The 21,797-nt window shown below is 40.4% G+C and carries 19 protein-coding genes; 6 read left to right on the plus strand and 13 right to left on the minus strand.

What is annotated here, in order from left to right; translation table 11 throughout:
- Window positions 1-5: 5 nt before the first annotated feature.
- The 3 genes from IZT61_RS16320 to IZT61_RS16330 all read left to right on the plus strand — a co-directional run bounded on the left by IZT61_RS16320 (window position 6) and on the right by IZT61_RS16330 (window position 2,276).
- Window positions 6-920: a helix-turn-helix domain-containing protein gene (locus IZT61_RS16320; RefSeq protein WP_196098106.1), complete on the plus strand. Its 915-nt coding sequence runs from the start codon at window positions 6-8 to the stop codon at window positions 918-920.
- A gap of 67 nt (window positions 921-987) precedes the next feature.
- On the plus strand, window positions 988-1,413 hold the full coding sequence (locus IZT61_RS16325) for a response regulator (RefSeq protein ID WP_196098107.1): 426 nt from the start codon (window positions 988-990) through the stop codon (window positions 1,411-1,413).
- Between the two features lie 605 nt (window positions 1,414-2,018).
- Window positions 2,019-2,276: a hypothetical protein gene (locus IZT61_RS16330; RefSeq protein ID WP_196098108.1), complete on the plus strand. Its 258-nt coding sequence runs from the start codon at window positions 2,019-2,021 to the stop codon at window positions 2,274-2,276.
- A gap of 113 nt (window positions 2,277-2,389) precedes the next feature.
- On the opposite strand, the gene IZT61_RS16335 is transcribed toward IZT61_RS16330, so the two are convergent.
- From IZT61_RS16335 to IZT61_RS16350, 4 genes are read right to left on the minus strand one after another with little or no spacing between them, the layout of a single operon-like run.
- Window positions 2,390-2,956: a hypothetical protein gene (locus tag IZT61_RS16335; protein ID WP_196098109.1), complete on the minus strand. Its 567-nt coding sequence runs from the start codon at window positions 2,954-2,956 to the stop codon at window positions 2,390-2,392.
- A gap of 12 nt (window positions 2,957-2,968) precedes the next feature.
- On the minus strand, window positions 2,969-3,964 hold the full coding sequence (locus tag IZT61_RS16340) for an adenylate/guanylate cyclase domain-containing protein (protein ID WP_196098110.1): 996 nt from the start codon (window positions 3,962-3,964) through the stop codon (window positions 2,969-2,971).
- Between the two features lies 1 nt (window position 3,965).
- Window positions 3,966-4,733 (minus strand): adenylate/guanylate cyclase domain-containing protein, encoded by a 768-nt coding sequence (locus tag IZT61_RS16345; protein ID WP_196098111.1) that lies wholly within the window; start codon window positions 4,731-4,733, stop codon window positions 3,966-3,968.
- Window positions 4,733-5,500: a nucleotidyl cyclase domain-containing protein gene (locus IZT61_RS16350; protein WP_196098112.1), complete on the minus strand. Its 768-nt coding sequence runs from the start codon at window positions 5,498-5,500 to the stop codon at window positions 4,733-4,735. Before IZT61_RS16350 ends, IZT61_RS16345 begins: the two co-directional genes overlap by 1 nt.
- Before the next feature lie 197 nt (window positions 5,501-5,697).
- Here IZT61_RS16350 and IZT61_RS16355 point away from each other — a divergent pair, with 197 nt between their 5' ends.
- Window positions 5,698-7,434: a hypothetical protein gene (locus IZT61_RS16355; protein WP_196098113.1), complete on the plus strand. Its 1,737-nt coding sequence runs from the start codon at window positions 5,698-5,700 to the stop codon at window positions 7,432-7,434.
- 160 nt (window positions 7,435-7,594) lie between these two features.
- Complete coding sequence (locus tag IZT61_RS16360) at window positions 7,595-9,874, plus strand: nSTAND3 domain-containing NTPase (RefSeq protein WP_196098114.1); 2,280 nt, start codon at window positions 7,595-7,597, stop codon at window positions 9,872-9,874.
- 43 nt (window positions 9,875-9,917) lie between these two features.
- On the opposite strand, the gene IZT61_RS16365 is transcribed toward IZT61_RS16360, so the two are convergent.
- The 6 genes from IZT61_RS16365 to IZT61_RS16390 form a co-directional block, all read right to left on the minus strand.
- Complete coding sequence (locus IZT61_RS16365; protein WP_196098115.1) at window positions 9,918-13,148, minus strand: error-prone DNA polymerase; 3,231 nt, start codon at window positions 13,146-13,148, stop codon at window positions 9,918-9,920.
- Window positions 13,149-13,153: 5 nt separating this feature from the next.
- Entirely contained in the window at window positions 13,154-14,662 is a 1,509-nt protein-coding gene (locus IZT61_RS16370) for a Y-family DNA polymerase (RefSeq protein ID WP_196098116.1), read from the minus strand.
- 6 nt (window positions 14,663-14,668) lie between these two features.
- Window positions 14,669-15,406 carry an ImuA family protein gene (locus tag IZT61_RS16375; RefSeq protein WP_196098117.1) on the minus strand — a complete coding sequence of 246 codons (738 nt, stop codon included), beginning with the start codon at window positions 15,404-15,406 and terminating at the stop codon, window positions 14,669-14,671.
- Window positions 15,407-15,634: 228 nt separating this feature from the next.
- On the minus strand, window positions 15,635-16,648 hold the full coding sequence (locus tag IZT61_RS16380; RefSeq protein WP_196098118.1) for a DUF6602 domain-containing protein: 1,014 nt from the start codon (window positions 16,646-16,648) through the stop codon (window positions 15,635-15,637).
- 30 nt (window positions 16,649-16,678) lie between these two features.
- Window positions 16,679-17,500 (minus strand): SOS response-associated peptidase, encoded by an 822-nt coding sequence (locus IZT61_RS16385; protein ID WP_196098119.1) that lies wholly within the window; start codon window positions 17,498-17,500, stop codon window positions 16,679-16,681.
- A 4-nt stretch (window positions 17,501-17,504) separates the two neighbouring features.
- Window positions 17,505-17,741 carry a hypothetical protein gene (locus tag IZT61_RS16390; protein WP_196098120.1) on the minus strand — a complete coding sequence of 79 codons (237 nt, stop codon included), beginning with the start codon at window positions 17,739-17,741 and terminating at the stop codon, window positions 17,505-17,507.
- A gap of 82 nt (window positions 17,742-17,823) precedes the next feature.
- Between IZT61_RS16390 and IZT61_RS16395 the strand changes: the two genes are divergently transcribed.
- On the plus strand, window positions 17,824-18,384 hold the full coding sequence (locus IZT61_RS16395; protein WP_196098121.1) for a hypothetical protein: 561 nt from the start codon (window positions 17,824-17,826) through the stop codon (window positions 18,382-18,384).
- Between the two features lie 282 nt (window positions 18,385-18,666).
- On the opposite strand, the gene IZT61_RS16400 is transcribed toward IZT61_RS16395, so the two are convergent.
- The 3 genes from IZT61_RS16400 to IZT61_RS16410 all read right to left on the minus strand — a co-directional run bounded on the left by IZT61_RS16400 (window position 18,667) and on the right by IZT61_RS16410 (window position 21,172).
- Complete coding sequence (locus IZT61_RS16400) at window positions 18,667-19,335, minus strand: sensor histidine kinase (RefSeq protein ID WP_196098122.1); 669 nt, start codon at window positions 19,333-19,335, stop codon at window positions 18,667-18,669.
- A gap of 661 nt (window positions 19,336-19,996) precedes the next feature.
- A complete protein-coding gene (locus IZT61_RS16405; RefSeq protein ID WP_196098123.1) occupies window positions 19,997-20,734 on the minus strand; it encodes a LytR/AlgR family response regulator transcription factor in 738 nt (245 codons plus the stop codon).
- Between the two features lie 57 nt (window positions 20,735-20,791).
- A complete protein-coding gene (locus tag IZT61_RS16410) occupies window positions 20,792-21,172 on the minus strand; it encodes a helix-turn-helix domain-containing protein (RefSeq protein WP_230383734.1) in 381 nt (126 codons plus the stop codon).
- Between the last annotated feature and the right edge of the window lie 625 nt (window positions 21,173-21,797).

Below are 21,797 nucleotides of genomic sequence, written 5' to 3' on the forward strand. Positions count from 1 at the left end.
TAAAAATGCAGCACTCATCTAACATCAAAAATATTGACAGCATATCACAATTGATGCGTATGCTGGGAGTTCCTGCACCATTACATCCCTTAATTGCATTGGTGGACTATAAGAATGTATCGATTGAAATGTTTCCAAAAGGTCAAATGGTAAGTCTTGATTTTTACAAGATCTCTTTTAAACCTACATTCAAAGGTCATGTAAGATATGGACAGGGATACTATGATTTTGAAGAAGGCGGGTTGGCATTTTTAAAACCAAAACAAATTGTTGTTTCACCTGAAGAAACACAAAGCTATGAAGGGATCGCATTATATTTCCATTGTGACTTTATCCGAAATTATCAGTTAGGAAGGATAATAAATCAGTATGGTTTTTTCTCTTACGATGTTTCAGAAGCTCTCTTTCTATCAGCCAAAGAAAAAGAGATAATAGCTAATTTATTTTCTACAATATCAAATGAGCTTGCTAACAATATTGACCGTTTTAGCCAGGATGTTTTAGTTTCACAAATAGAATTATTGCTGAATTACAGCAATCGTTTTTACAGCAGGCAATTCATTACAAGAAAAGCAGTCAATCACGATATAATAAATTCTTTGGATAAGCTTTTAGACAGTTATCTCGAAGAAGATAAATGTGCGAAAAACGGCTTGTCATCCGTAAGGTATGTTAGCACAGAATTAAAACTTTCACAGCGCTATTTGAGTGATATGTTGCGTTTATTGACAGGATTGAATACGCAACAATATATCCAGACCGCAGTTATAGAAAAAGCTAAAGAAAAATTATCTACAACGAGTTTATCTGTTTCAGAAATTGCCTATGAATTGGGATTCGAACATTCGCAGTCGTTTAGCAAATTCTTCAAGACAAAGACTAATTTTTCGCCAATAGGGTTTAGAAAATCGTTTAATTAAGTTTTCAAGAAAGTTCAATTGTTATCTGTCTTAAAAATTCCTTAATTATTTACTTGCAACATATGTCGTGGATGATAATAAAGATAAATTGAATTGTAAAAAAATTAATGTAGCTTATGCCGAAGATCAATTGTGGTTCAGGGATAGTGTCGTGGAATTACTTATCCAGAACGGATTCGAAATTTCCATCGTAGCACAGGATGGCGATGAAATGATTAGGCTTTTGGAGAAGGCTGACGGCTCACCAGATATCTTTCTTACTGATTTGAGAATGCCAAAGATGCACGGATTTGAACTAATCAGGCAGATTTTAAAAAGATGGCCAGATTCAAAAGTGGTAATGCTGACTTCAGATGTCGAAACTTTCTATGTGGATGAGGCAAGAAAAGCCGGTGCAGTTGCTTTTTTACATAAGATCATTGATCATAAAAATATTGTCGATGCTTTGAGAGAAATCTACGATACTGGAACGACTAGTCACGGCAAACTCTGAAAGGCTGGGATGGTGAAATTCCAATTACCTTTAGGCAGAGGGTAAATACAGACATTATATTAATAAACTATTACTTTGCCCTTGGATTGTAAATTGATTTCAAATCATCTAAAACATTGCACAAAATTTGCACTAAAAATTTTCCCTGTTCCATGGAGTCGAACATTCGTAAATCTAACTTCCATACTGATTTCGAAGACACGATTCATCGAGTGGGGGCTTATTACGAAAAGTATGGAGACGATAATTTGTATCCACAGCCTCATATGTATTCGGTAACCACAAAATTTAAGGTTTGAGTGATGAGATAGGATTATAGGTTAGGACGTATTTCAGTTGTTAAATAAAATTTTTAGAAATAGTTATTTTATTTATCGTTGTTATGCCAGCAAAAATTATGACATTCTCAATTGCTGAATAAAATATTTAATATTTTCAGAGCCTTTTATGGCACCAGAGAAATGTTATTAATGTACATCTTTTGTAGTTCTTGATAGCGTATTGAAATTGAGGGTATTGTACTGGAAAGCAAAGGGGACCTCGGAAAAACGCTTGCCTATAACGTCCTGGAGAACCAACTTGATAGCCTGATCAAAAATGAAGAAATGCGACGGATCATCACCTGGGGGCTTAGCGAAAATCTGCCCATCCTTAAAGAGCTCGATCTGAAACGTGAAGATATAGGTAACAGGGTACTGAACGAGGCCTTCGATGAGCACTTTGAAGGTAGTGGCAAAAGTTTCAGGGCAATGTATGCCATATTGATGGGCGGGGTATATTACCTTATACTACATGCCAAGATGCAAGAGAACCCCTTTTTGTGGGATAGATCTTCAGGAGCCTTCCGGTCAGGAAGAGATTAAAAAGGCACTAAGGCAGTTTATCGAGCTAGCCTACTCCTAATGGTTCTCCTTTCGTAGCCTTACGGACAACCATAGTAGATCTGGTTACAGGGGAAAACAAGAAGAAGCATTAGTTAACAAGTAGGCAAAATGCATAATACAAGATAAAGAACTATTGATATAAGAAATGCAAATAAGAAAACAGTAGCGCCTATTTTAAATAACTGGTATTTTAAAAAGGTAATTCGTGAGTTGTAGAGAATTTGCACCCCAAGCTCCTTCTCGTATTCCGAAAAGGGGGTTGTGCTCCCGACTTTAGACAAAAATTTATCCTCAAAAGTTGACAGAGATAGGGTTTTCAAGTACCCGTAATAATGAATATTCTCAAAATGAAGCTCTTTGGTTATCCAGTTGCTTATCAGACTCAAAAATTTCTGGAATTTTGATCCGCTTTCAATCTTTGCAAGGATTGGGAAAAGCGAAATCAATGCACATAAAAAAGAAAGCGTTGCCAAAGGGGTGAAAAAGTAAAAACCAATCTTTTCAAAACGGCTATCCTGAGAAAAGTTGATTTGTGTTAATCCAGCCACAACTGCAGCGTTAAGGGTCATCAACCCTAAGTTTTTAGCTTCCGCAAATTTGAGCCAATCACTGACATTGGCAAACAGCCTATGCAATCTTTCTTCTTGTTCTAACATCATGCAAAAATATTTTTAATTTATTAACCAGGTGATATCACCACCATAAATCCCCACACTGACATTTTTTACCGATCTGCTCTGCAGCTTCCAGTATGCTCCAGTCACATCATTCCCTGAAGGGTTCGCGGCCGTATATCCATTGAAGACTGTTCTTGTCATCAATATTTCCGGATATCTGTAAGCCCGGTTTTCCTTTGAAAAGTTTATAAGTTTTCCTCCCAACAAATCCAGCGGTGGCCCTCCTTTATAACTCCAAATGTTTTTGGCGAAATCTTCAGCATTCATTTCAACAGTTTCCTCGGTAGTCAAATAATAAGGTTCATTCATTTTAAGGGTTGGCTGAGTCAAGGGGAAGCCTCCAAGTGAATTAAAATATCTTGCAGGATTAACCGGGTTCCTAGTCACTTTGAAGATTGTCTCGTCTATGGTTTTGTTCGCCACATCGGTTAACCGCGAAGCGATATTTGCAGGGTAGCCCGCCCAAACCAGACTCCTGTTTTCAGTGCCCTCATGACCTTGCCTTTGGAGTCCAACTTTAATCACCCTCAGCTCACCATGGTCAATTCCGATGCCGCATTTAAAATCGACTGCTGGGAATTTTTTTCTAATGACATACTTTGAAAGATGGTTGATGGTGATTGCACAATGTACTGCATTTTTAAAGGAGTTTTCAGAGGGAAAAACAATCATAACCCGGTCCCCGATTATATTTCGGATATGTCCTCCATGATGTTTTGCCGCTTTCAATACGCCCTTAGTGAAAGCAGTATAAATCTTTCCCATCGTAATATTGTGGTGTTTTTCGGTGAGCGCTACCGAATCTCTTATATCTACATACAGTACGCAGGTTTTTAAGATCTTGCCCTTTTTCTCTACATTTCTTTCAAAGGTAAGTTGCCCATCACTTCTGTTTGGTACACTGGTGGTATTACTAAAAGTAAAATTAGTGCTAACCACATCTGTGATGTCGGTCTCTATCTCTGTAATTATATCTTTTATACTTGCCATGCTATGTCTTGTAGGTGCAGGTAAAATTTTTAATAAAGGTCCATTCAACTCCCTTGAGATCCACTTTCACCACTCCCGATTTTTTCCAGTATGAATGGGTATTATTTAAAGAGTATTTGTAGACCCCTTCGGTGCAAAAGGAGCAGGAATCGTAGTCAGAAACATGAAAATAATTTATTGAATTATTTGTTGCCACGCTTTCGAGTCTAAATAGTTCGGTCAACGGCTTACCTATCATCGTATATTCCGGAAAATTTTCAGACTTGTTTTTATAGTACATGATTTCCCCATCATGTAAAGCAATTTTAACTTCTCTTGATGAACCCTTGGCCTCTACGATAATGTCTTTCGCACAGGCGTCCGCCGTCTGAAAGAGATGGGCCTTTGTTCCTGTTAAAAACGGTTCACCGAACATGCAAATAATCCCATCGCCGATAATTTTTTCCACTTCTCCTCCATGATGATATATTAGTTTAATTACTTTGTCATAATAATCGTCGAGGTAGGTTGATAATGTTGAATTCGGCCAGGATCTGCATTTAGAAGAAAAATCGGTGATGTCTATAAACAACAACACGATATTGGCAGATTTTTGACTTTCAAAATAATCGATTATATGGTCGTCCAATCCCCGTTGAACAAAGAGGCTTTTAATAGCATGAGTAGGCTTTGAAAAATTTTCAGCAAGCAATTTTATCTCATTTCTGGATACAATGGTTTTAGCGGCATATTTTTCACGAAATGCCTGTATTTGTAATAGATTCGGCATTAGATATCTTTAAGTGTAATTGAATTGAATAACTTGTAATCTACACCCTGCAACGGTGGCAAGGTGTGTGTCCTGTGGGACCACTCCTTGCCAGAGATGGTGTTTAGATTGATTTTACCCTGAATTAGTTTTGTATAATATTCTTTAACTTTAGTATCCTGGTAATAATTTATTCGCTCATTTATACTGATCGATTCAAGTCTGAAAAGTTCGGTCAAGGGTTTGCCAATCATCGTAAATTCAGTATAAAGGCCACTTTTGTTCTTAAAATAATTTATCGTACCGTAGTGCGCTGCAATTTTGCTAGAAAACTTTGTTCCCTTCGTTGACTTTATAATCTCCTTGGCACAATTGTTTGCTTGATTGATCAAGTCTTCCTCATCACCGTCAATGTAAGGCAGACCAAATACACAGATAATTCCATCACCAATAATTTTATCAATTTCACCACTGTATTTATAAATTATAGGTATTACTATATCGTAGTATGCGTCAAAAAAAATCCCAATATCCTCGCCATCCAGATCGCTAAAACGACTGGAGAAATTGCAGACATCAATGAAGAGAAGGGCAACGTCAGCTTCCAAACCCATGTCAAAATATATCGTATAATCTAAACCAAGCTTTGCAAGTGAATCAGGTAATGCTTTCTGAATCTTTTGAGGATCTAAAGATTCTGTAAGTGCGAATAGTTTGGTTTCTCTCCTTATCGGGCTTTGTTTGCCATATTGCTGGTTGAAGCGTTTTATTAAATTTAGATTTGCCATTGAGAGGTTGTTAACTCAACAAATATAATATTTGAATTTATCTTAACCCAATCTGTCTGTTGACTTTAAACAGTTACGCTGACATTTCAAATTAGTTTACGGTATTTAAAGTCAATTTGCTTAACTACTTCCAGCTTAAGAAAATTCTACCTTAAAATTTATTATGCTATCTTTGGATTTAACTGGAGAACCTTTCTATGCAGTATATAGCCGTCCTTGGATACAAAGATGTTTTCAACGAAGATATCCCTGAGAATCCTTTAGCATACATTGAAGCTTATCCTACAGAATTTTTGCTGTTGCGCCTGTCGAAAATAAATGCAATGCTTTTCCAGGATCCCGACAGTAGAAATGTGGATTCAGAAATAATTAAACACGCAATTTTTGCGGATATCCAGGGCTTTGAAATCCCTGCCGAATTTCAGAACAACTTCAAAAGTGAAAAACGTTGGTTTTCCCCTGCGCCAATTGCAATGCTGATTACGGAAATTCTGAAAGATTTTAAAACTGTTGAGAAAGATAGGGTTATTAATACACTAGCGTTCTCCAGAAATCTTTTCAAAACAATACTTATCTATAACCAGCTGTATTACTCCCGTTACGGTGATGAAGACATGATGAGCTTACAAGGGGTCTTCAGACTGGAGATTATGCAACAAAACTATTTAAGGAATACTGGGCCGATGAAGATGATGACCTTAATGAAGTTTGCTTTTATCAGTAAGTTTTTGGATGTGCATTTAGCACTTAAACAAGATGCCATCGAATTTTGCAAGGAAATGCAGCTAGGCAATCCATGGTTATACGGAAAATTTTTTCTTGAAGTACTCACTCTAGCCTTAACATCAGTAAATAAGGGAAAGCATGTGCTTAACGTCAAAGATATGCCTGAAAGATTAATGCGAGAATATGCAATAGATATTTCAAAGCTGTCTGGCAAAGATCAGCTTTCCCTTAACATGGATATTGTTCCAAAACCATTTTATTTTATTGATGACAATCAGGCAATAATCCTGGATTACAGCTTTTTTCAATACGCCGTTGAACAAGGCTTTTTTTATTCGTTTTACCAAAACAGTCCGCTGAAAAATGATAAACGCTTTAAAGATTATAATACTTTCAAATCCTACATCGGGCTGCACTTCTTTGAGAAGTTTCTGGTTGAAAGATATCTCAAAGCGATATTTCACAAGCAGAACCAGAAAATAATTTCCACCGATAAATATCAAGACTATATCGTAAAAGCGTCCTCGACCGACGTTTTTATATTCGAGGTGAAGATGACAGATGTCCATGCCAAGACTATCGAGCAGATGGACTATAAAAAATTCAAGATTTTTCTTGATGAAAATTTTCTTTCAGAAAAAAGCAATGGCAAGAAAGACAAAGGTGCGGCTCAGATCATTCGGCAAATAGATAACCTGACTGAGCCGGCTAGTGAACTGCTGAAAATGGTGGGTATAAAGTCATTGAAGAAAATAAACATTTATCCAGTAATCATCTGTTCTGATTCCAACGTTGATATCTCTGGCGCACAGCAGTATGTCAACGCTATCTTTAACGAAAAGCTTCAGAACCGTAGGGAAAGCTTCCAGTCTATTAAGCCATTGATGTTGCTGCACGTAGACTTTTTAATTAAATATTTTGGCCCGCTAAAAAATAATTCGGCCTTACTTTCAGAGCTATTAAATGGGTATTTCAAAAGCCAGAAAACTTTAAATCAAAATCTAAAAGCCCATCCCGGCATTCACAACTATTTTGTTGCAAAACGGCCCTTCCATGCCTACCTTTCTGCAAAGAACCTTCCTGATACCCTGGAAGAAACAGTAAAAACTATGACCGAATCCTTTGACCTACAGATAATAGATTTCGGCATCACCGAATATCAAAATGGAAAAACCAATCTAACTGACCCCGTTTCGCTAAATCTATAATCGCAAGATAATCAATGATTTAATTCCAATGCAATTTCTGGTGGTATGGGGTCAATTGGTTGCGGTTTATCCACCCTACTATCAGAAAATGAATTTATGACCTTCTAATAATAACTGATCCGAACACTCTAAATACAGACGCTTACATCTTCCATAAAAAATGCATAAATACGACCTTCACCTATTAGGATGGCATGCCTTTCAGCAACTATGCCTAACGATAACCCGAGAAATTCTTGGCCAAACTGTCGGTGCCTTTTTGGATACTAATGATGCCGGCAAAGACGGAGCATTCTCAGGAACGTGGAAACAAACGGGATCTGAAGATCTTGTCGGTAATTTTGTAATTCAATGTAAGTTCACTAACCAAGCAGATCATAAAATAACATTAAGCAGTCTGTCTGACGAATTCGAAAAGATTGAAAAGCTTGTTGCTGAAGGAAGATGTGATTGCTATCTTCTATTAACTAACGCGGGTGTATCGGGACGTTTTGAAGGTGTATTTAATAAAAAAATGGCGTTACTAGGTGTAAAATCGTGGCGAATCTTCGGGAGTAATTGGATAAGTAGCCAGATCCATGAAAATAAAAGGCTAAGAATGCTTGTGCCTAGAGTATATGGCCTTGGTGACCTTTCCCAAATTTTAGATGAACGGGCTTATGCGCAAGCAAGACAATTACTTCTCTCTATGCGTGACGACCTTTCAAAAGTTGTAATCACCTCAGCCTATTATAAGGCTGCTAAAGCTTTAAGTGAGCACGGTTTTGTATTAATTATAGGAGAACCTGCTGCTGGAAAAACAACAATAGCCTCACTTTTAGCAATGGCTGCTGTTGATCAGTGGCAAGCACTCACTTTAAAGCTTGATCGCCCTGACCAGGTCACCAAGCATTGGAATCCAGAAGATCCCAATCAATTTATGTGGATAGATGATGCGTTTGGCGTAACCCAGTATGAATCGGAGCTCGTAACCAACTGGAACCATATTTTACCTCAGGTAAAATCCATGTTAAAACAAGGGATAAAAATTGTGATGACTTCTCGGGACTACATTTATAAAAGGGCTAGAACTGATCTTAAAGAAGGTGCATTTCCGCTTTTCAATGAAAGCAACGTAGTGATAGATGTTCACAATTTGGCAGTTTCAGAAAAGGAGCAAATCCTATATAATCACTTGAAGTTGGGCAGGCAGTCCAAAGATTTTATTGCCAAACTCAAGCCTTACCTTAATGAAATTGTTAACCATCCGCAGTTTATTCCCGAAACAGCCCGCCGTTTGGCAGATCCTGCTTTTACTAAAACGCTTCAGGTTTGGCCACCAACGCTTATGAGGTTCGTGAATAACCAAGAGAGCTTTTTAGAGGATGTTATCAGGGGACTGGATAAGCAAAGCAAAGCTGCCTTAGCACTGATATATATGAATAATGGCCAGCTTCACAGCCCAGTTATACTGAAGCCAAATGAAGCAGAGGCAGTGGCTCGACTTGGATGTGACGTCGGAGGATGTATTGAAGCACTGGACTCTATGAAAGATGGCCTTGTTCAATACACCTTAATAGAAGACAATGCAGTTTGGAGATTCAAGCATCCAACAATAGGCGATGCTTACGCAAGAATAATTGCAAAAAGTCCCGAGCAACTCGAAATTTATCTTGAAGGCACTGAAGTTGAGCGGATTATTGAACAGGTCACCTGCGGTAACGTTGGCTTAGAGAAAACAGTAGTTGTGCCTAAAAATATGTTCGGTTTAGTGATTAAGAAACTTCAGCAGTTTAAATCATCATACGATTATAAATCTCCTTTTCTATCAGCGTGGGACGCGAAAAGGAAAGCTCTTACTTTTCTATCCCGACGATCATCAAAGGATTTCTTAAAATTATATATTGAAGAAAATCCAGAATTATTTGATTTGATAGTAAAGCCTTCCATGTCATTTCGATATTCTGACGAAATCAAACTTTTAATTAAGTTGAACAAAGAACAACTTTTACCAGAAGAGCGTCGTAAAGCTTTTACGGAATATATCTCTCATTACACTATAGCTGGAGATGATCTGGAACTTTTAGACAATACCGATTTGCAGGAAGTTTTCACCCCGGATGAATTAGCAGATATAAAACTGAAATTAGTGGATGAGTTAATTCCCAAACTTTCAAAGGTTCGTGAAGATCGGGAAAGTGAATTTCGGAAATATAATAAGGATTCATCGGAGGAGCACATGGAAGAATTTTTTGATAAAATGAACATTTTATTGGAAGAATTTGAGGGAAATGACGCTATCATCAATGCAATTGAAAGCGAGGTCAATCACGCAAAAAACTGGACTAGTGAGAATGATTTTGACCAAACTGATGAGCGGCCAGAAAGAGTGCTTGACAGTAGAGATGAAACGACGACGATAACAACGACCAGAAGCATTTTTGACGATATTGATTCCTGATCATTGGATTTCTATTAACGCGAATTATTTCTATTTAAATTGCTTATTTGAAATTTCTTCCCTCATGAAATGCTTTTTTCGCAGTCTCTTCCCGAACCTGGCTCCGCTTGTTCTGTGAAGGATAAGGTGCTGTTTTTTCATCGCCCCTAGCCAGGGTTAATATTGGCAGTTCATCTACTTCACGCTGTACCAGCTTTCCGAGCATCTTTGTAAAATCAAAACATTTACTCACGATCACGTGCACCACCTGTCCCTCACGCTGCAACCTACCTTCCACCATGAGAAGCCTCGAATGCAGAATTTCTTTTCTATAGGTTTCAAAAAGCTTTTCAAAAACAACCAGATTGGAATAGCCTGTTTCATCTTCGATAGTAATAAAACAGACCCCGCCAGCAGTACCGGGACGCTGGCGTACCAATACCAGTCCTGCTACTTTGACAAGCTGCCCATCTGTAGAATCGTTGTTGATATGATGGCAAGTTCTGATATTAAGCATATCCAGCTGCGGTCGCACAAAGCTCACCGGATGGGCTTTTAGCGATAAACCAACTGTTGCATAATCCTGCACGACATGCTCACCTTTGCCCATTAAAGGCAGCTCAACCTGCGTCTCCAGCACACTTTCAGATGCCTGGCCTTTAAATAGTTCGACGGGCATATCCTGCAAAGCGGAAACTTCCCAAAGTGCCTTGCGCCGATCCATTCCCATGGAACGGAAAGCATCTGCATCAGCGAGCCTTTCCAATGCCACTATGGATACACCTGCATCGCGGAGTGCCGTAATGCTTTTATAGCCAGCGTTCCGACCATTGACCAAAACATCCATATCATCTTCTCTGATCCCACTGATCTGCCTGAAGCCCAAACGCAGCGCAAAATATTTGCCCGATTTCTCTTCGAGTTTATTGTCCCAACGGGAATGGTTAACATCTACTTCGCGCACTTCGACCGTATGCTTCTGGGCATCGATAACAATCTGTGCCGGCTGGTAAAATCCCATTGGCATGCTGTTTAAAAGTGCTGCTGCAAATACATCCGGATAATAATGCTTTAACCAGCAGGATACATAGACCAGTAAAGCAAAACTTGCCGCATGGGATTCGGGGAAGCCATAACTTCCAAATCCTTCAAGCTGTTTGAATATCCGCTGGGCGAATTCCAAGGTGTAACCTTTGGCCATCATGCCGTCAATCAATTTCTGCTCATATTGATTTACCATCCCTTTGAACTTAAATGTCGCCATGCTCCGCCGAAGACCATCGGCCTCTGCGGGGGTAAAGCCAGCAGCTACGATGGCAATTTTCATGGCCTGCTCCTGGAACAGCGGAACGCCCAATGTTCTGCCCAGGATTTCCTCCAGTTCCGGGGAAGGGTAGACCACTGGCTCTTCGCCATTTCGTCTGCGCAAATAGGGGTGGACCATATCCCCCTGAATAGGTCCGGGCCTGACAATGGCTACTTCAATCACCAGATCATAGAATTCTCTGGGCTTTAGCCTGGGGAGCATGGACATCTGCGCCCGGCTCTCAATCTGAAAAACCCCCAGGGTATCCGCCAGGCAGATCATATCGTAAACTTCCGGATCGTCCTGGGGAATATTGGCCATGGTGTACTGCACGCTGTAATGGTCCCGGCAGAGGTCAAAAGCCTTTCTGATGCAGGTAAGCATGCCCAGCGCAAGCACGTCAACCTTTAAAAATCCAAGTGCATCAATATCATCCTTATTCCATTCGATATTCGTTCGGTCTTCCATCCGGGCATTAAGGATAGGACACAGGTCGGTGAGCTTGCCTTGGGTCACTACAAATCCCCCGGTATGCTGACCCAACTGGCGCGGAAATCCCATCATCTGCGCGGTAAGCTCCAGTGTTTTTTTTTGATGCGGATCATTTGGATTAAGGCCTTGCTCTGTTACCCTTTTTCCCTCAAACCATTCATCTGTAAACTCCCAAATGGAACTTGACAACCGGTTAATGGTATCTACAGAAAGTCCCATTGCTTTTCCCACATCACGGATTGCGCCCCTTTGATGCTGTTGAGTGACAGTTGCCACAATTGCAGCCCGGTCGCGACCATATTTATTGTAGATATACTGGATGATTTCTTCTCTGCGCTCATGCTCAAAGTCCACATCAATATCAGGGGGTTCGTTTCTGGCCGGGGAAATAAAACGCTCAAAAAGCAGATCGAATTTCATGGGATTAACTGAGGTGATGCCTAACACAAAACAGATTGCAGAATTGGCTGCCGATCCCCGACCCTGGCAAAGTATCCCACGAGATCTGGCCTCGCGTACGATATCTTCCACGAACAAAAAGTAATTGGCATAATCCATCTGCTTAACAAAAGCCATTTCGTGGTTAATCATATTGACCACTTTTTCCGGAATGGTTTCTCCGTAAAATTCATTTGCGCCTTTCCAGGTCAGGTATTCCAGCTCTTCGAGCGGTGAACGCCCGCTTTTATTGATTTCTTCAGGGTAAACATATTTGAGCTCATCCAAAGAAAAATTACAGGATTCTGCGATTACCATTGTGTTTTGGATAGCACTAGGATATTTTCTAAACAAACGCTCCATCTCGGCTACTTCTTTCATGTAGCGCTCTGCGTTCTGGTGCAACCGAAATCCCGCCTCCTGGATGGTGCATTTTTCTCTCACGCAGGTCAGCACATCCTGTAATTCCCTTCTTGCGGGATCATGGTAATGGATATCGCCTGTGGCCACAACAGGTATATTGTAAAACCTGGAAAGCTGAGAAGTCCTAAATATAAGCTTATCATCATTTCCCATATAGGACCTTGTCGCTGCCAGATATAAAGATTCTCCTAAAGCCTCTCTATACTCTGCAACGGAATCGATAAAACCAGGATCGTATTCGAACCTCCGGTTAAGCTCGCCGGGCATGATCAGGGTAAATATGATTCCCTTGCTATGTGCATAGACATCTGCTCGGGAGATATGGCAAGACCCTTTTTCTGCACGCATATTGCCAAGGGTAAGCAGCGCCGATAATCTGCCATAAGCTTCCTTGTCTGTAGGATAGGCGAGAAGGCTCGGCCCATCAAGCAAGTCCAATCTGCATGCCGGGATAAGCTTTACCTGTTTTTCCCTGCACGCCGCATGTGCGCGGACAATGCCAGCCAAGGTATTGCGGTCGGTTATGGCTATTTTTTTATATCCAAAAATTTCTGCCTGCTCCACCAGCTCATGGGCATGGGAGGCTCCCCGTAAGAAACTAAAATTTGAAGTCACCTGTAGTTCGCTATATCCCATCTCCGTTATGCAAAAAATCCATGAATAAACCACTGATACTTTTGTTCGCCCCCATAGTGGCCTGAACGGAACAGCCAATAACGTCCGCCCAGCTCGTCCTCGACCTGGTAGTAATCCCTATGCTCACCCTGATCTAGCCACCATTCGCGTTCAATACGCTCAGGACCATCTGCCTTGGCGATGATATGCCGAATGCCCTTATAAATAAAAAACTTAGGGGGATGATCGGGAATGGTGGCCATCACCTCTATTGGCACAGGGGATTTCAATAGTTCTGTAGGCCGTGGCTTATCCACCCGCCAGGCGATGTTGGGTTTTTCGCTCACTGAAACCGCTCTGGAAAGGGCACGTTCCGGCCAATATCTTTTGGCGGGAAGATAGCGATGGATAACCTGAAATCCCACTTTTCCGGCAACGCGGTCGAGCAATCTGATTACGCTCTGGTCATCCAATCCCGGTTTTGAAGTCCACATTTCCTCCTGGGGGATCTCTACCTCATCTACCTTTGGTGCATCCATTACGAAAAGCTCAATACCAAGGGCTGGCCTGATCTGATCAATTTTAAGCTGAAAAAGTTTGAACAGATGACCTGGGCTATTGGATGCTCCACTGGTGCCTATATCAACCCGCACCACTTTCCCATCAATGCGGTAACAGGTCAGCAGTCCCGTGCGCAATCCCTTTCCCTCCGCATGCATGCGCTTGCAAAGATTTTCAAGAAGCTTATTGATAGCAATCTCAATCCCGTTTCTGGTCTTGATAGGTTCCAGGCAGGCCAGCCTTTCACTAAAGGCAACAGGTAGCTGCAAGGGAACAAGCACTTCGTTTTCTGTTCCTATAGCCTGCGCCAAGCGCAGCAGAAAATCTTCTCCAAACCGCCTGCGCAACACGGATCTAGGCATTCCAATAAAACTCTTGATCTGGTAAAATCCCAGTTTGCGAAGTTTTGCAAGTATGGGCTCTTCGAGTCGCAGGGCATCTGGAACCAGGTTCAGCAGTGCATCAACCTGTTCCCCAGCGGGGATCAAAGGGGTGATTTTTCCATAACGCGATACTGCCCAGGCCGCGCCGGGCGTATCGGCAATAGCCAGGCGAACGGTATATCCCTTGCCTTTTAGTCTGGAAACTATTTCTTTAAGGTATCCGCGTTCTCCTCCCCATAGATGGGCGCATCCCGAAATATCCAATAGCAATCCATCCATTCCAAATTCATCAATGACCACTATAGGGGAATAGCGCACGCACCATTCTCCAAGTCCTTTGAGCAGTTTTTTAGAACGGCCGGGTTTATCATCCAGCACTTCCAGTCCTGGACATATTGCCTTGGCATCTGCTGCACGCATCCCTATCTCTACCCCGAAATCCTGGGCTAATGGGCTGACTGCCGTGATCATCATTCGCCCATGATCGGGGGCTGCAAAAACAAAGGGTACGTCCTTTAGCTCCGGCCTGCGGATAAGCTGCCAGTCAGCCAGTAACTGGCGGAACCATATAGAAACAAAACGCCTTTGCATGATATATTATCCAATTTGTCTGCCCTCCAGTTCAGACCAAACGATTTCTTTTTTAGCTTTTTTAACCTCCTCGAATTTTTCGCCTGCCCATTCTAGCACGAAGCTGCCAGGGTTGCCATTGCGCACCTTTAAAAGCTCTACCTGCCATCTGGGAAAGCCAAGGCCCGGCATACCTTCCTCGGTTTGGGAAGGCAAGGGGCTAATTCTCCATCTTGCGGTTGCAACGGTACTGGCGGTTTTATTTTCATCTTTGCGGAGGATAAAACCTGTAACGCCACTTTTTTCTACGGTAAGCTGCAATCTTCGGGATTCAATTAGCGATAAGTTGTTAACCTCGGCTACTACTGCAGCGAGGCCTTCGCACTTTAAGGCTTCTTCTGTAATCCAGAGAACATCTTTTTCGGTCTGTACGTCCATGAATATGATCCGTTCAGGCTCAACATTAAATAGGCTCAACGATGCGGGGAACAAACCGCGGGAAGTGCTTGCCCATACGCAAGCTGCGCCATTTTCCATCAGCACTGAAAGCAGTCCGGCAATAAATCCCTCGCTAGCGGCTGCGTGTTCGGGAAGCACGGTGATAAACTCATGGATGGCTTTTTGGGGAAAGACCTTGCCCGGAAAGGCATCTTCAATTTCCCCGAGGCCAATGCGTTCAGCCTTGCCAGCAGACAGGGGTTTAAAGCCCTGCCACAGCAGAATATCCTGCTGCAATTTTTGAAACAATTCCCTTTTAGCATCCATAGCGTATTAAATTTTCATACTATTATTTTTAGTATTATAAAATTTAACAACAAACATAAAGCTAAAATTGTTAGTAAATAATAAAATGTTGAAAAGATTGTGGTTTTGGTGGAGAACTCACCGCCAGCCTCAGTTTCTTAATTTAGCCTAAAATCTCTGGTATCGATTGCTAAAAAAAGAAAATTGTTATGATGGTTTGGCGTAATCTCTGACGAAATTAAACAACCATTAGATATCAGACGGTTCAATTCCAATAAAGCCCTGGGCTTTTAGGTTTGCTGCGGTCTCTTCCTGATATCTATTTACAGCTTCGGGGTCCTCGTATCTGGTTTCAACACAGCTGCCATTTTCCAATGCGGTTGAGCCCATGCAATATAGACTTGATAGCACGTTGGGATGATAAGTTCCCTTCAAAAGGGAAATGATGTCGAATGCGAATTCGGAAAAATGCTGTTCCCAGAATGTCAATAACAGACTAAAATATGCATCATCTTTATACTTAAGGCATTTCGATGTTGCCCAAAAAGATAATGATGACCTGGTGTTGGCGCTAGTATCAACGTCTTCGTTTCTGAATTTTATTTTCCCGCTATAATATTTATCAAGAGTATCAGCGCGAAGTATTATTCCGCCGTGAAATCCCCTAAGCATTGTAGCCTCGACCAATTTGTCCATCGCCGCAAAATCCTTCTCATGCTCTTTTCTAAGCTCAAAGAATACTGTCGCGCAGAAAAAATTGGCAGGAAGATAGAGCTCGCCGCGGCTATGCTGGGGATCTAACCGGGCCAATAGCGGCTTTAACTTGGAGAGTTGTTCAACTGCATCCTTGGCGGATTGGCTGTTAAATGAGGACTTCACCTCAAATACGGCGTGTACATATTCCACGGGTATTGCGAGTGATTTTCCCTGTAGGGAAGCATCCGGATTTTCCTCCACCCACAGTACCGGGGATTCCAGCTGGTCGTATATGATTACATCATAATGCACCATGTGCTCTTTACTTGAAATGCCTGGCGAGATGATATATCCTGAGGCAACGGCGTAGCGTTTGGGCAGAAATTCGCTTAGCCACTTTCTAAATTCAGCTTCTGCCACGCGGCCATGTCTGGTCTTGACCAGCTTATTGTTTTCCAGATCTTTTGCAAGATCATAAGCGGCGAGCATTCTGGTTCTGGCAGCCAGGAACTGTTTCCATCCTTGGGTCGGCATCTGTGCATGAAGCGGGGATCCATTGGTATTCATTTTTTGTTGTGCTTATAGATATGCTAGATATTAATTCCTCCAGTGGTCGAAATCCAAAACTTCCTGATCCACAAAACTAAGATCCAAAGCCGGATGGTCAGGATAATTGGCAGGGGTAGCCTCACCGGCAAAGCGGTAACCTTTATCAATAGTGCAGGCTTCCATCAATTTTGACGGGATCTGTGTAAGTGCAATTTCGGTTAAACGCTCGTCGCTGGGCTCCTGCATCAGCCATTCCCATGCCAGGTCATCGGTAAGTATAGTTGGCATGCGCTTCTTAGAATTATGGATCTGCTGCATGATGCCATTTGCGGCTGTAGTCGCAAAGGCAACTGTTCTGACCACTTCGCCGGTATCTTTGTCTAGCCAATCGTTATAAACCCCAGGGAACCAGAAATATTCTTTTCCAACGATTCCAACTTGATATGGGATTTTATCTGTAGCCTTTAGCAGCTGCCCCTTTTTTCCATAGGTAGGCACATGCATCGATTCGATGATTCCGGTCGACAGAACCAGGCATCTGCGTTTCCGTGCCGAATCTGCCCACATGGACTTCTTACCTGATTCATTCTCAAAGAGGTTCTCCGCCTTAAAGTTGAGGGTGGTGTACATTCCCCTGAATTTTTTGGCCTCTTCGCGATCCTTGGCATAGCCGGGAATAAATCCCCACTCGGCCTGCTGGATCTCAAAATCCCTTCTATCATCTGTGGGCACTACAATAGCGCAGGGGGCATAATTGAAACCGTTATGAACGCCCGTGTCCAAAAAATCATAATTTTTGACAGCTTTTTCCAATTGTTTGAGCTGGATAAATTCCGCTCTTGCCACTTTCTGCCCATTGTAATAACACATAACCTTATCTCCTTTTAGCGCGGATATGTTCCGCTGTAAATTTGCCGATTTCGGCAGCTTCCTTATGGCTCCCTAGAGGAATAGAAGTCCAGAACTTTTTGTCATTGGCACCGACCGCTACAGCAATCACCAGCGGTTTCATTTCTGCTCCATGGTTTACATGAAAAACCCTTTTGCCTTCCAGTTCATGTTCAAATACGAAGTGTCCTTCCACCACATTCCAACTCGAAAGGTCCTTCAATTTCTCTCATATGTTTAAAGTTAAGGAATTACCATCTATAAGCCTATTAGATTTTTTAAATTCGCTCACAAACTATAATCCGATGAACGACGCAGACGTAAAAAATATCATCAATGAGAACCAGGAGCATATCGAGAGGTTGAAAAAAATGTTGCTTAATATCCTTTCGGTATCCAACATCCGTTTTTGGTATTGGAAGTTGGACCACTTCAGGATCTCGGAAAATATATATGAAGATCTCATGGAAATGGATGCCTTAATGACAAGTATCATAGTTTCCTACGGGCGTTTGTTCAATTCTAGCTTCGGAAGTACAAGAATGAATGAAGGTATAGTCCCTAATAATCTTCGGGAAATGCATAAACATATTCTTGATCTCAGAAACAACAAATATGCTCACCATGGAGGTCATCAATCCATTCAACCGAATATTTCCATAGAAAATAAGGGTACGCATTTGAACGTAGCTCTGGGAGCAGAAATAGGAACTTGGCTAGGTGCCCCTCAAGAATGGAAGGAGCTTTTTGAATGGCTTGACGGATATATGCACTCGGAGGTTAAAAAGAAGCTTGCCATGTTAACAAAACTAACTGGGATAGAATGGAAGATACAAGATCATGATGCACCTTGGTGGATTTCTTAATTTTGATTCGTCTTTATATGATTACCTTAAACCTGCATAGACAGCTTCTTATTTTTCCTAATCCTATAAGGATATGTTATTGTGTGCCTAATATACATTCGATCTGTTTTCGTATCTTCCGAAATCCTCAAGAGGCATTTAATAATTTCTTTCCTACCTATTATGATATTGGGGATAAGCGAAACTTTAGTATTACTTTATTTAAAAACATTGGATTAAAATTAAAAATAATTATTGATAATAGTCGTGTTCCAATTATAAAAACCTTCTTGCTTGGGGAAGTCAGTAGGATAAAATTAAACTTACCTCGAAATAGTTGCTAGCAGTCCTCCCATAGCGGAAACTAAATTTTTCTCCATAAGCTAAACTCAGTCTTTTTTCTATGTTGTCCATTCCTTTATTAAAACCTGAATGATGAATCCTGGTGTTGATTAAATTGGAAGTACTTATTGATAATTCGTTTTCACTTAATTTAATATCTAATAAACCAGGTTGGTGTGGCTTTTGTAAATTTCCATGCTTTAGCATGTTTTCTAATAAAGTGATTATAACCAATGGTATAAAGCGAAAATCCTTAACTTCTTCAGGAAAAGAAAGATTAATATACTGTTCTTTGTCTTTCCTTATTTTATTAAGGGATATGAGGTTATCAATCTGATGCAGTTCCTCCTCCAACTTCGGAAATTCTTCGGGTGATTCCTTCGTTTCAAGACTAAACCGCATCAATTCAGCCAAATTAAGTACGGCTTCTCCGGCGTCCTCATTAAATTTTCGGACGCTATCATATAAAAAACTCAATGTGTTGAATAAAAGGTGTGGATTGATTTGGGCTCGCAGATATTCATACTTCGCAACATGTAGTTCATTTTGCATCTCTTTATTTTTCAAATCGTTTAAATATTCCATTCTTTCCGACTGTTCTCTTTTCAGCCGTTCTTCTTTGAAACGCAAAAACAAAAAGTAAAAGCAGGAAAGAACGATAAAAAACAAGCCTCTCCAGAGCGATTGAAAAAAACTTTTATGGTTGGTTATAATGGCTGGGATGCTAAATCCTTTGTGGGTTCCTTCCAGCGTATAATTAAGATAAGACCTGAAAAATATATATAAACAGATCTGAATTATCATTAAGATGATTACCCTTGTCCAGGGTTTAGACTTTGTAAAACTCTTCTTAAGCACAAAATGCGCATTCGTATAAAACAGAATAATATTAAGAATATAATGAAGCGCATAATTCAAAGCTTTTCCAAAAAAGCCCATTGAAAGTCCGATCAGTCCGACCTCTAATGTTATGAATATTGTCCATCCAATTAGGTGCAAGCGCTGCACTTTGCCCCATTCGAAAATTTTCTTAGTCATGCTATAATCGCTCTTTGTGTAACCTCATTTTATCGCGGTGTAAAAACTTTTTTTACGCTAAATAATGGCTCTAGTTTCAAAATAAAAACATGAAACAGAACCCTAAAAAACTGGTCAAAAAAACAATATTTGTTTTTAGATCGCAGCAAACAATTCGAAAGTCTGAAACCGATCCGACTACTTCCAGCATCATTATCATCTCTAATGAAACGTTGATTAGCCATCGTTGAGTTTTGGTTTCTCTTTTAAATCCTTAAGACTTCCGGCCGGATCTTAACGTTTTATTCTCCGAAAATTCAATAAAACCTTGCTTATAGTTGTTGCCCATCGGAATGATGTGTGCTCCGAGCTTTAATGTATTTCCAGCTATCTTTTCAACCCTCTCTTCGTTCACGAAGTAACTGCGGTGAACTCTGTAAAACAGTGTGCCCCAAAATTCTTTTTCAACTTCCTTCATTGTCAAATAAACTGTGTAATCCTGTTCCTCGGTAACAATTTTCATGTAGTTTTTCAAGCTTTCGAAAAATAATATTTTGGATTTTTTTATCTTCAGTTTCTGTCCTCTATCGCCGATGCTGACATAGAAATATTTTTTTTGGGCAATCCGTATCCCTTCTATTCTTTTTCTTTCTGCATCTAAAATGTCCCAAACAGTCTTTATAAATTTAGGTTTTGAAATCGGCTTTACCAGATAACGCGATGCATTAACCTCAAAAGCTTCTATTGCATATTTTGTAAATGCTGTTGTGAAGACGATAAATCGGGACCTGTTGACTAATTTTTTTGCAAGCTCAATACCGGTAATTTCTGGCATGTCTATATCCAAGAAAATAAAGTCTATTTTGTCTCTGATACTGATTTCTGAAAGTGCAATAAGGGGATCAAGAAAAGTCTTGACTAATTTTAGGTTGGGATTCGTCTCAATGTAATCTGAGAGAATCGAGATTGAATGTTTTTCATCGTCGATTACGACGCAACGAAGTTGTTCCATATGTCAAAGTTTAGGGTAATCTTAAAAATGATCCCTCAATTACTTTGCATATCCAAATTAACTTTTTTCTTTTGGTTCGATTTTAATTACCTCAGTGGTTTTCTTTTGGGATAAAGAACCATCTTTGTTAATTTTGTTTGTTCTCCTTAAAGTTAATATGACCATGTCATATTTTGGCTGCTCCAAGGGGAGGATATCTTGTATAGTGCAATTGAGAGCGCTTGCTAACAAGTTTATATGTCTAATACTATATTTTGCTCTTTCAGTGAACAGCTCAACTTTTCCTACAAAACCTTCTGATAAACCCATCTTTTGCGTTAGTGAAACTTGAGATAAGCCAAGCTTTGACCTCAAGTTTTTTACATTAACAATAATTAAATAATCCAAATGAGAAATTTCTACAGTTACAATCTCAGGGTTGGAATTCCGGTTCTGCATTATATTGCAAGGAACAATAAAATGAAAATTTTATCACAGGTACATGTGGAAGTAAATTTTTTTATTTATATTAGCTTAATAAAATTTATTGTTGGTTAAATGACATTTAACTACAAGATTTGATTTTTTATTACCGAAAAACCTTGTGACGAAAAGTAGGACGTTTGAACACAAGCAGTAGGTGAAAACTCAAATCCTGTGCTATCTTTGCATAGCATAAGGACTTGGGTCGCCTGCTATTCTGTGTTCGGCCGCTGCAAAGCGGTTGGTGGTCCTACACCTTCGTCTCAGAAAAGCTAAGGGCGACCCTTTTTATTTTCTAAAGGTTTTTTGGTATAAACCAAAAAACGTGAGACATCGAATGAAATTTATTGATCTATCTACATTTTTCCATTGGAAATGTGCGGGAGGATATTGCTTAAATTTCAACACAAAAAAATCTGTTTATTGTGGTTTTGCGTTCATAATTCTTATTAGCCTGGTTATCTGTTCTCCTGAATAAGATGCCAGGCTAAGGCAGGTCAACCCTACGGTTAATGATAGAAAATAGGTTCTTTAATAATGGGCCTGCCTTAGTTCTGTTCAGTATTTGAGATTCCTCATTTAATTTTCCGATCAACTAACT

It is taken from the genome of Pedobacter endophyticus, assembly GCF_015679185.1.
In the GTDB taxonomy this organism is placed as follows: Bacteria; Bacteroidota; Bacteroidia; order Sphingobacteriales; family Sphingobacteriaceae; genus Pedobacter; species Pedobacter endophyticus.

What these genes read in the sequence shown, in the direction of transcription:
- IZT61_RS16385 (WP_196098119.1), bottom strand. Translation starts at nt 17,500, where the DNA reads ATGTGTTATTACAATGGGCAGAAAGTGGCAAGAGCGGAATTTATCCAG.
- IZT61_RS16380 (WP_196098118.1), bottom strand. Translation starts at nt 16,648, where the DNA reads ATGAATACCAATGGATCCCCGCTTCATGCACAGATGCCGACCCAAGGA.
- IZT61_RS16365 (WP_196098115.1), bottom strand. Translation starts at nt 13,148, where the DNA reads ATGGGATATAGCGAACTACAGGTGACTTCAAATTTTAGTTTCTTACGG.
- IZT61_RS16345 (WP_196098111.1), bottom strand. Translation starts at nt 4,733, where the DNA reads ATGCCGAATCTATTACAAATACAGGCATTTCGTGAAAAATATGCCGCT.
- IZT61_RS16395 (WP_196098121.1), top strand. Translation starts at nt 17,824, where the DNA reads ATGAACGACGCAGACGTAAAAAATATCATCAATGAGAACCAGGAGCAT.
- IZT61_RS16410 (WP_230383734.1), bottom strand. Translation starts at nt 21,172, where the DNA reads ATGCAGAACCGGAATTCCAACCCTGAGATTGTAACTGTAGAAATTTCT.
- IZT61_RS16340 (WP_196098110.1), bottom strand. Translation starts at nt 3,964, where the DNA reads ATGGCAAGTATAAAAGATATAATTACAGAGATAGAGACCGACATCACA.
- IZT61_RS16350 (WP_196098112.1), bottom strand. Translation starts at nt 5,500, where the DNA reads ATGGCAAATCTAAATTTAATAAAACGCTTCAACCAGCAATATGGCAAA.
- IZT61_RS16360 (WP_196098114.1), top strand. Translation starts at nt 7,595, where the DNA reads ATGCATAAATACGACCTTCACCTATTAGGATGGCATGCCTTTCAGCAA.
- IZT61_RS16355 (WP_196098113.1), top strand. Translation starts at nt 5,698, where the DNA reads ATGCAGTATATAGCCGTCCTTGGATACAAAGATGTTTTCAACGAAGAT.
- IZT61_RS16375 (WP_196098117.1), bottom strand. Translation starts at nt 15,406, where the DNA reads ATGGATGCTAAAAGGGAATTGTTTCAAAAATTGCAGCAGGATATTCTG.
- IZT61_RS16335 (WP_196098109.1), bottom strand. Translation starts at nt 2,956, where the DNA reads ATGATGTTAGAACAAGAAGAAAGATTGCATAGGCTGTTTGCCAATGTC.
- IZT61_RS16330 (WP_196098108.1), top strand. Translation starts at nt 2,019, where the DNA reads ATGCGACGGATCATCACCTGGGGGCTTAGCGAAAATCTGCCCATCCTT.
- IZT61_RS16405 (WP_196098123.1), bottom strand. Translation starts at nt 20,734, where the DNA reads ATGGAACAACTTCGTTGCGTCGTAATCGACGATGAAAAACATTCAATC.
- IZT61_RS16320 (WP_196098106.1), top strand. Translation starts at nt 6, where the DNA reads ATGCAGCACTCATCTAACATCAAAAATATTGACAGCATATCACAATTG.
- IZT61_RS16370 (WP_196098116.1), bottom strand. Translation starts at nt 14,662, where the DNA reads ATGCAAAGGCGTTTTGTTTCTATATGGTTCCGCCAGTTACTGGCTGAC.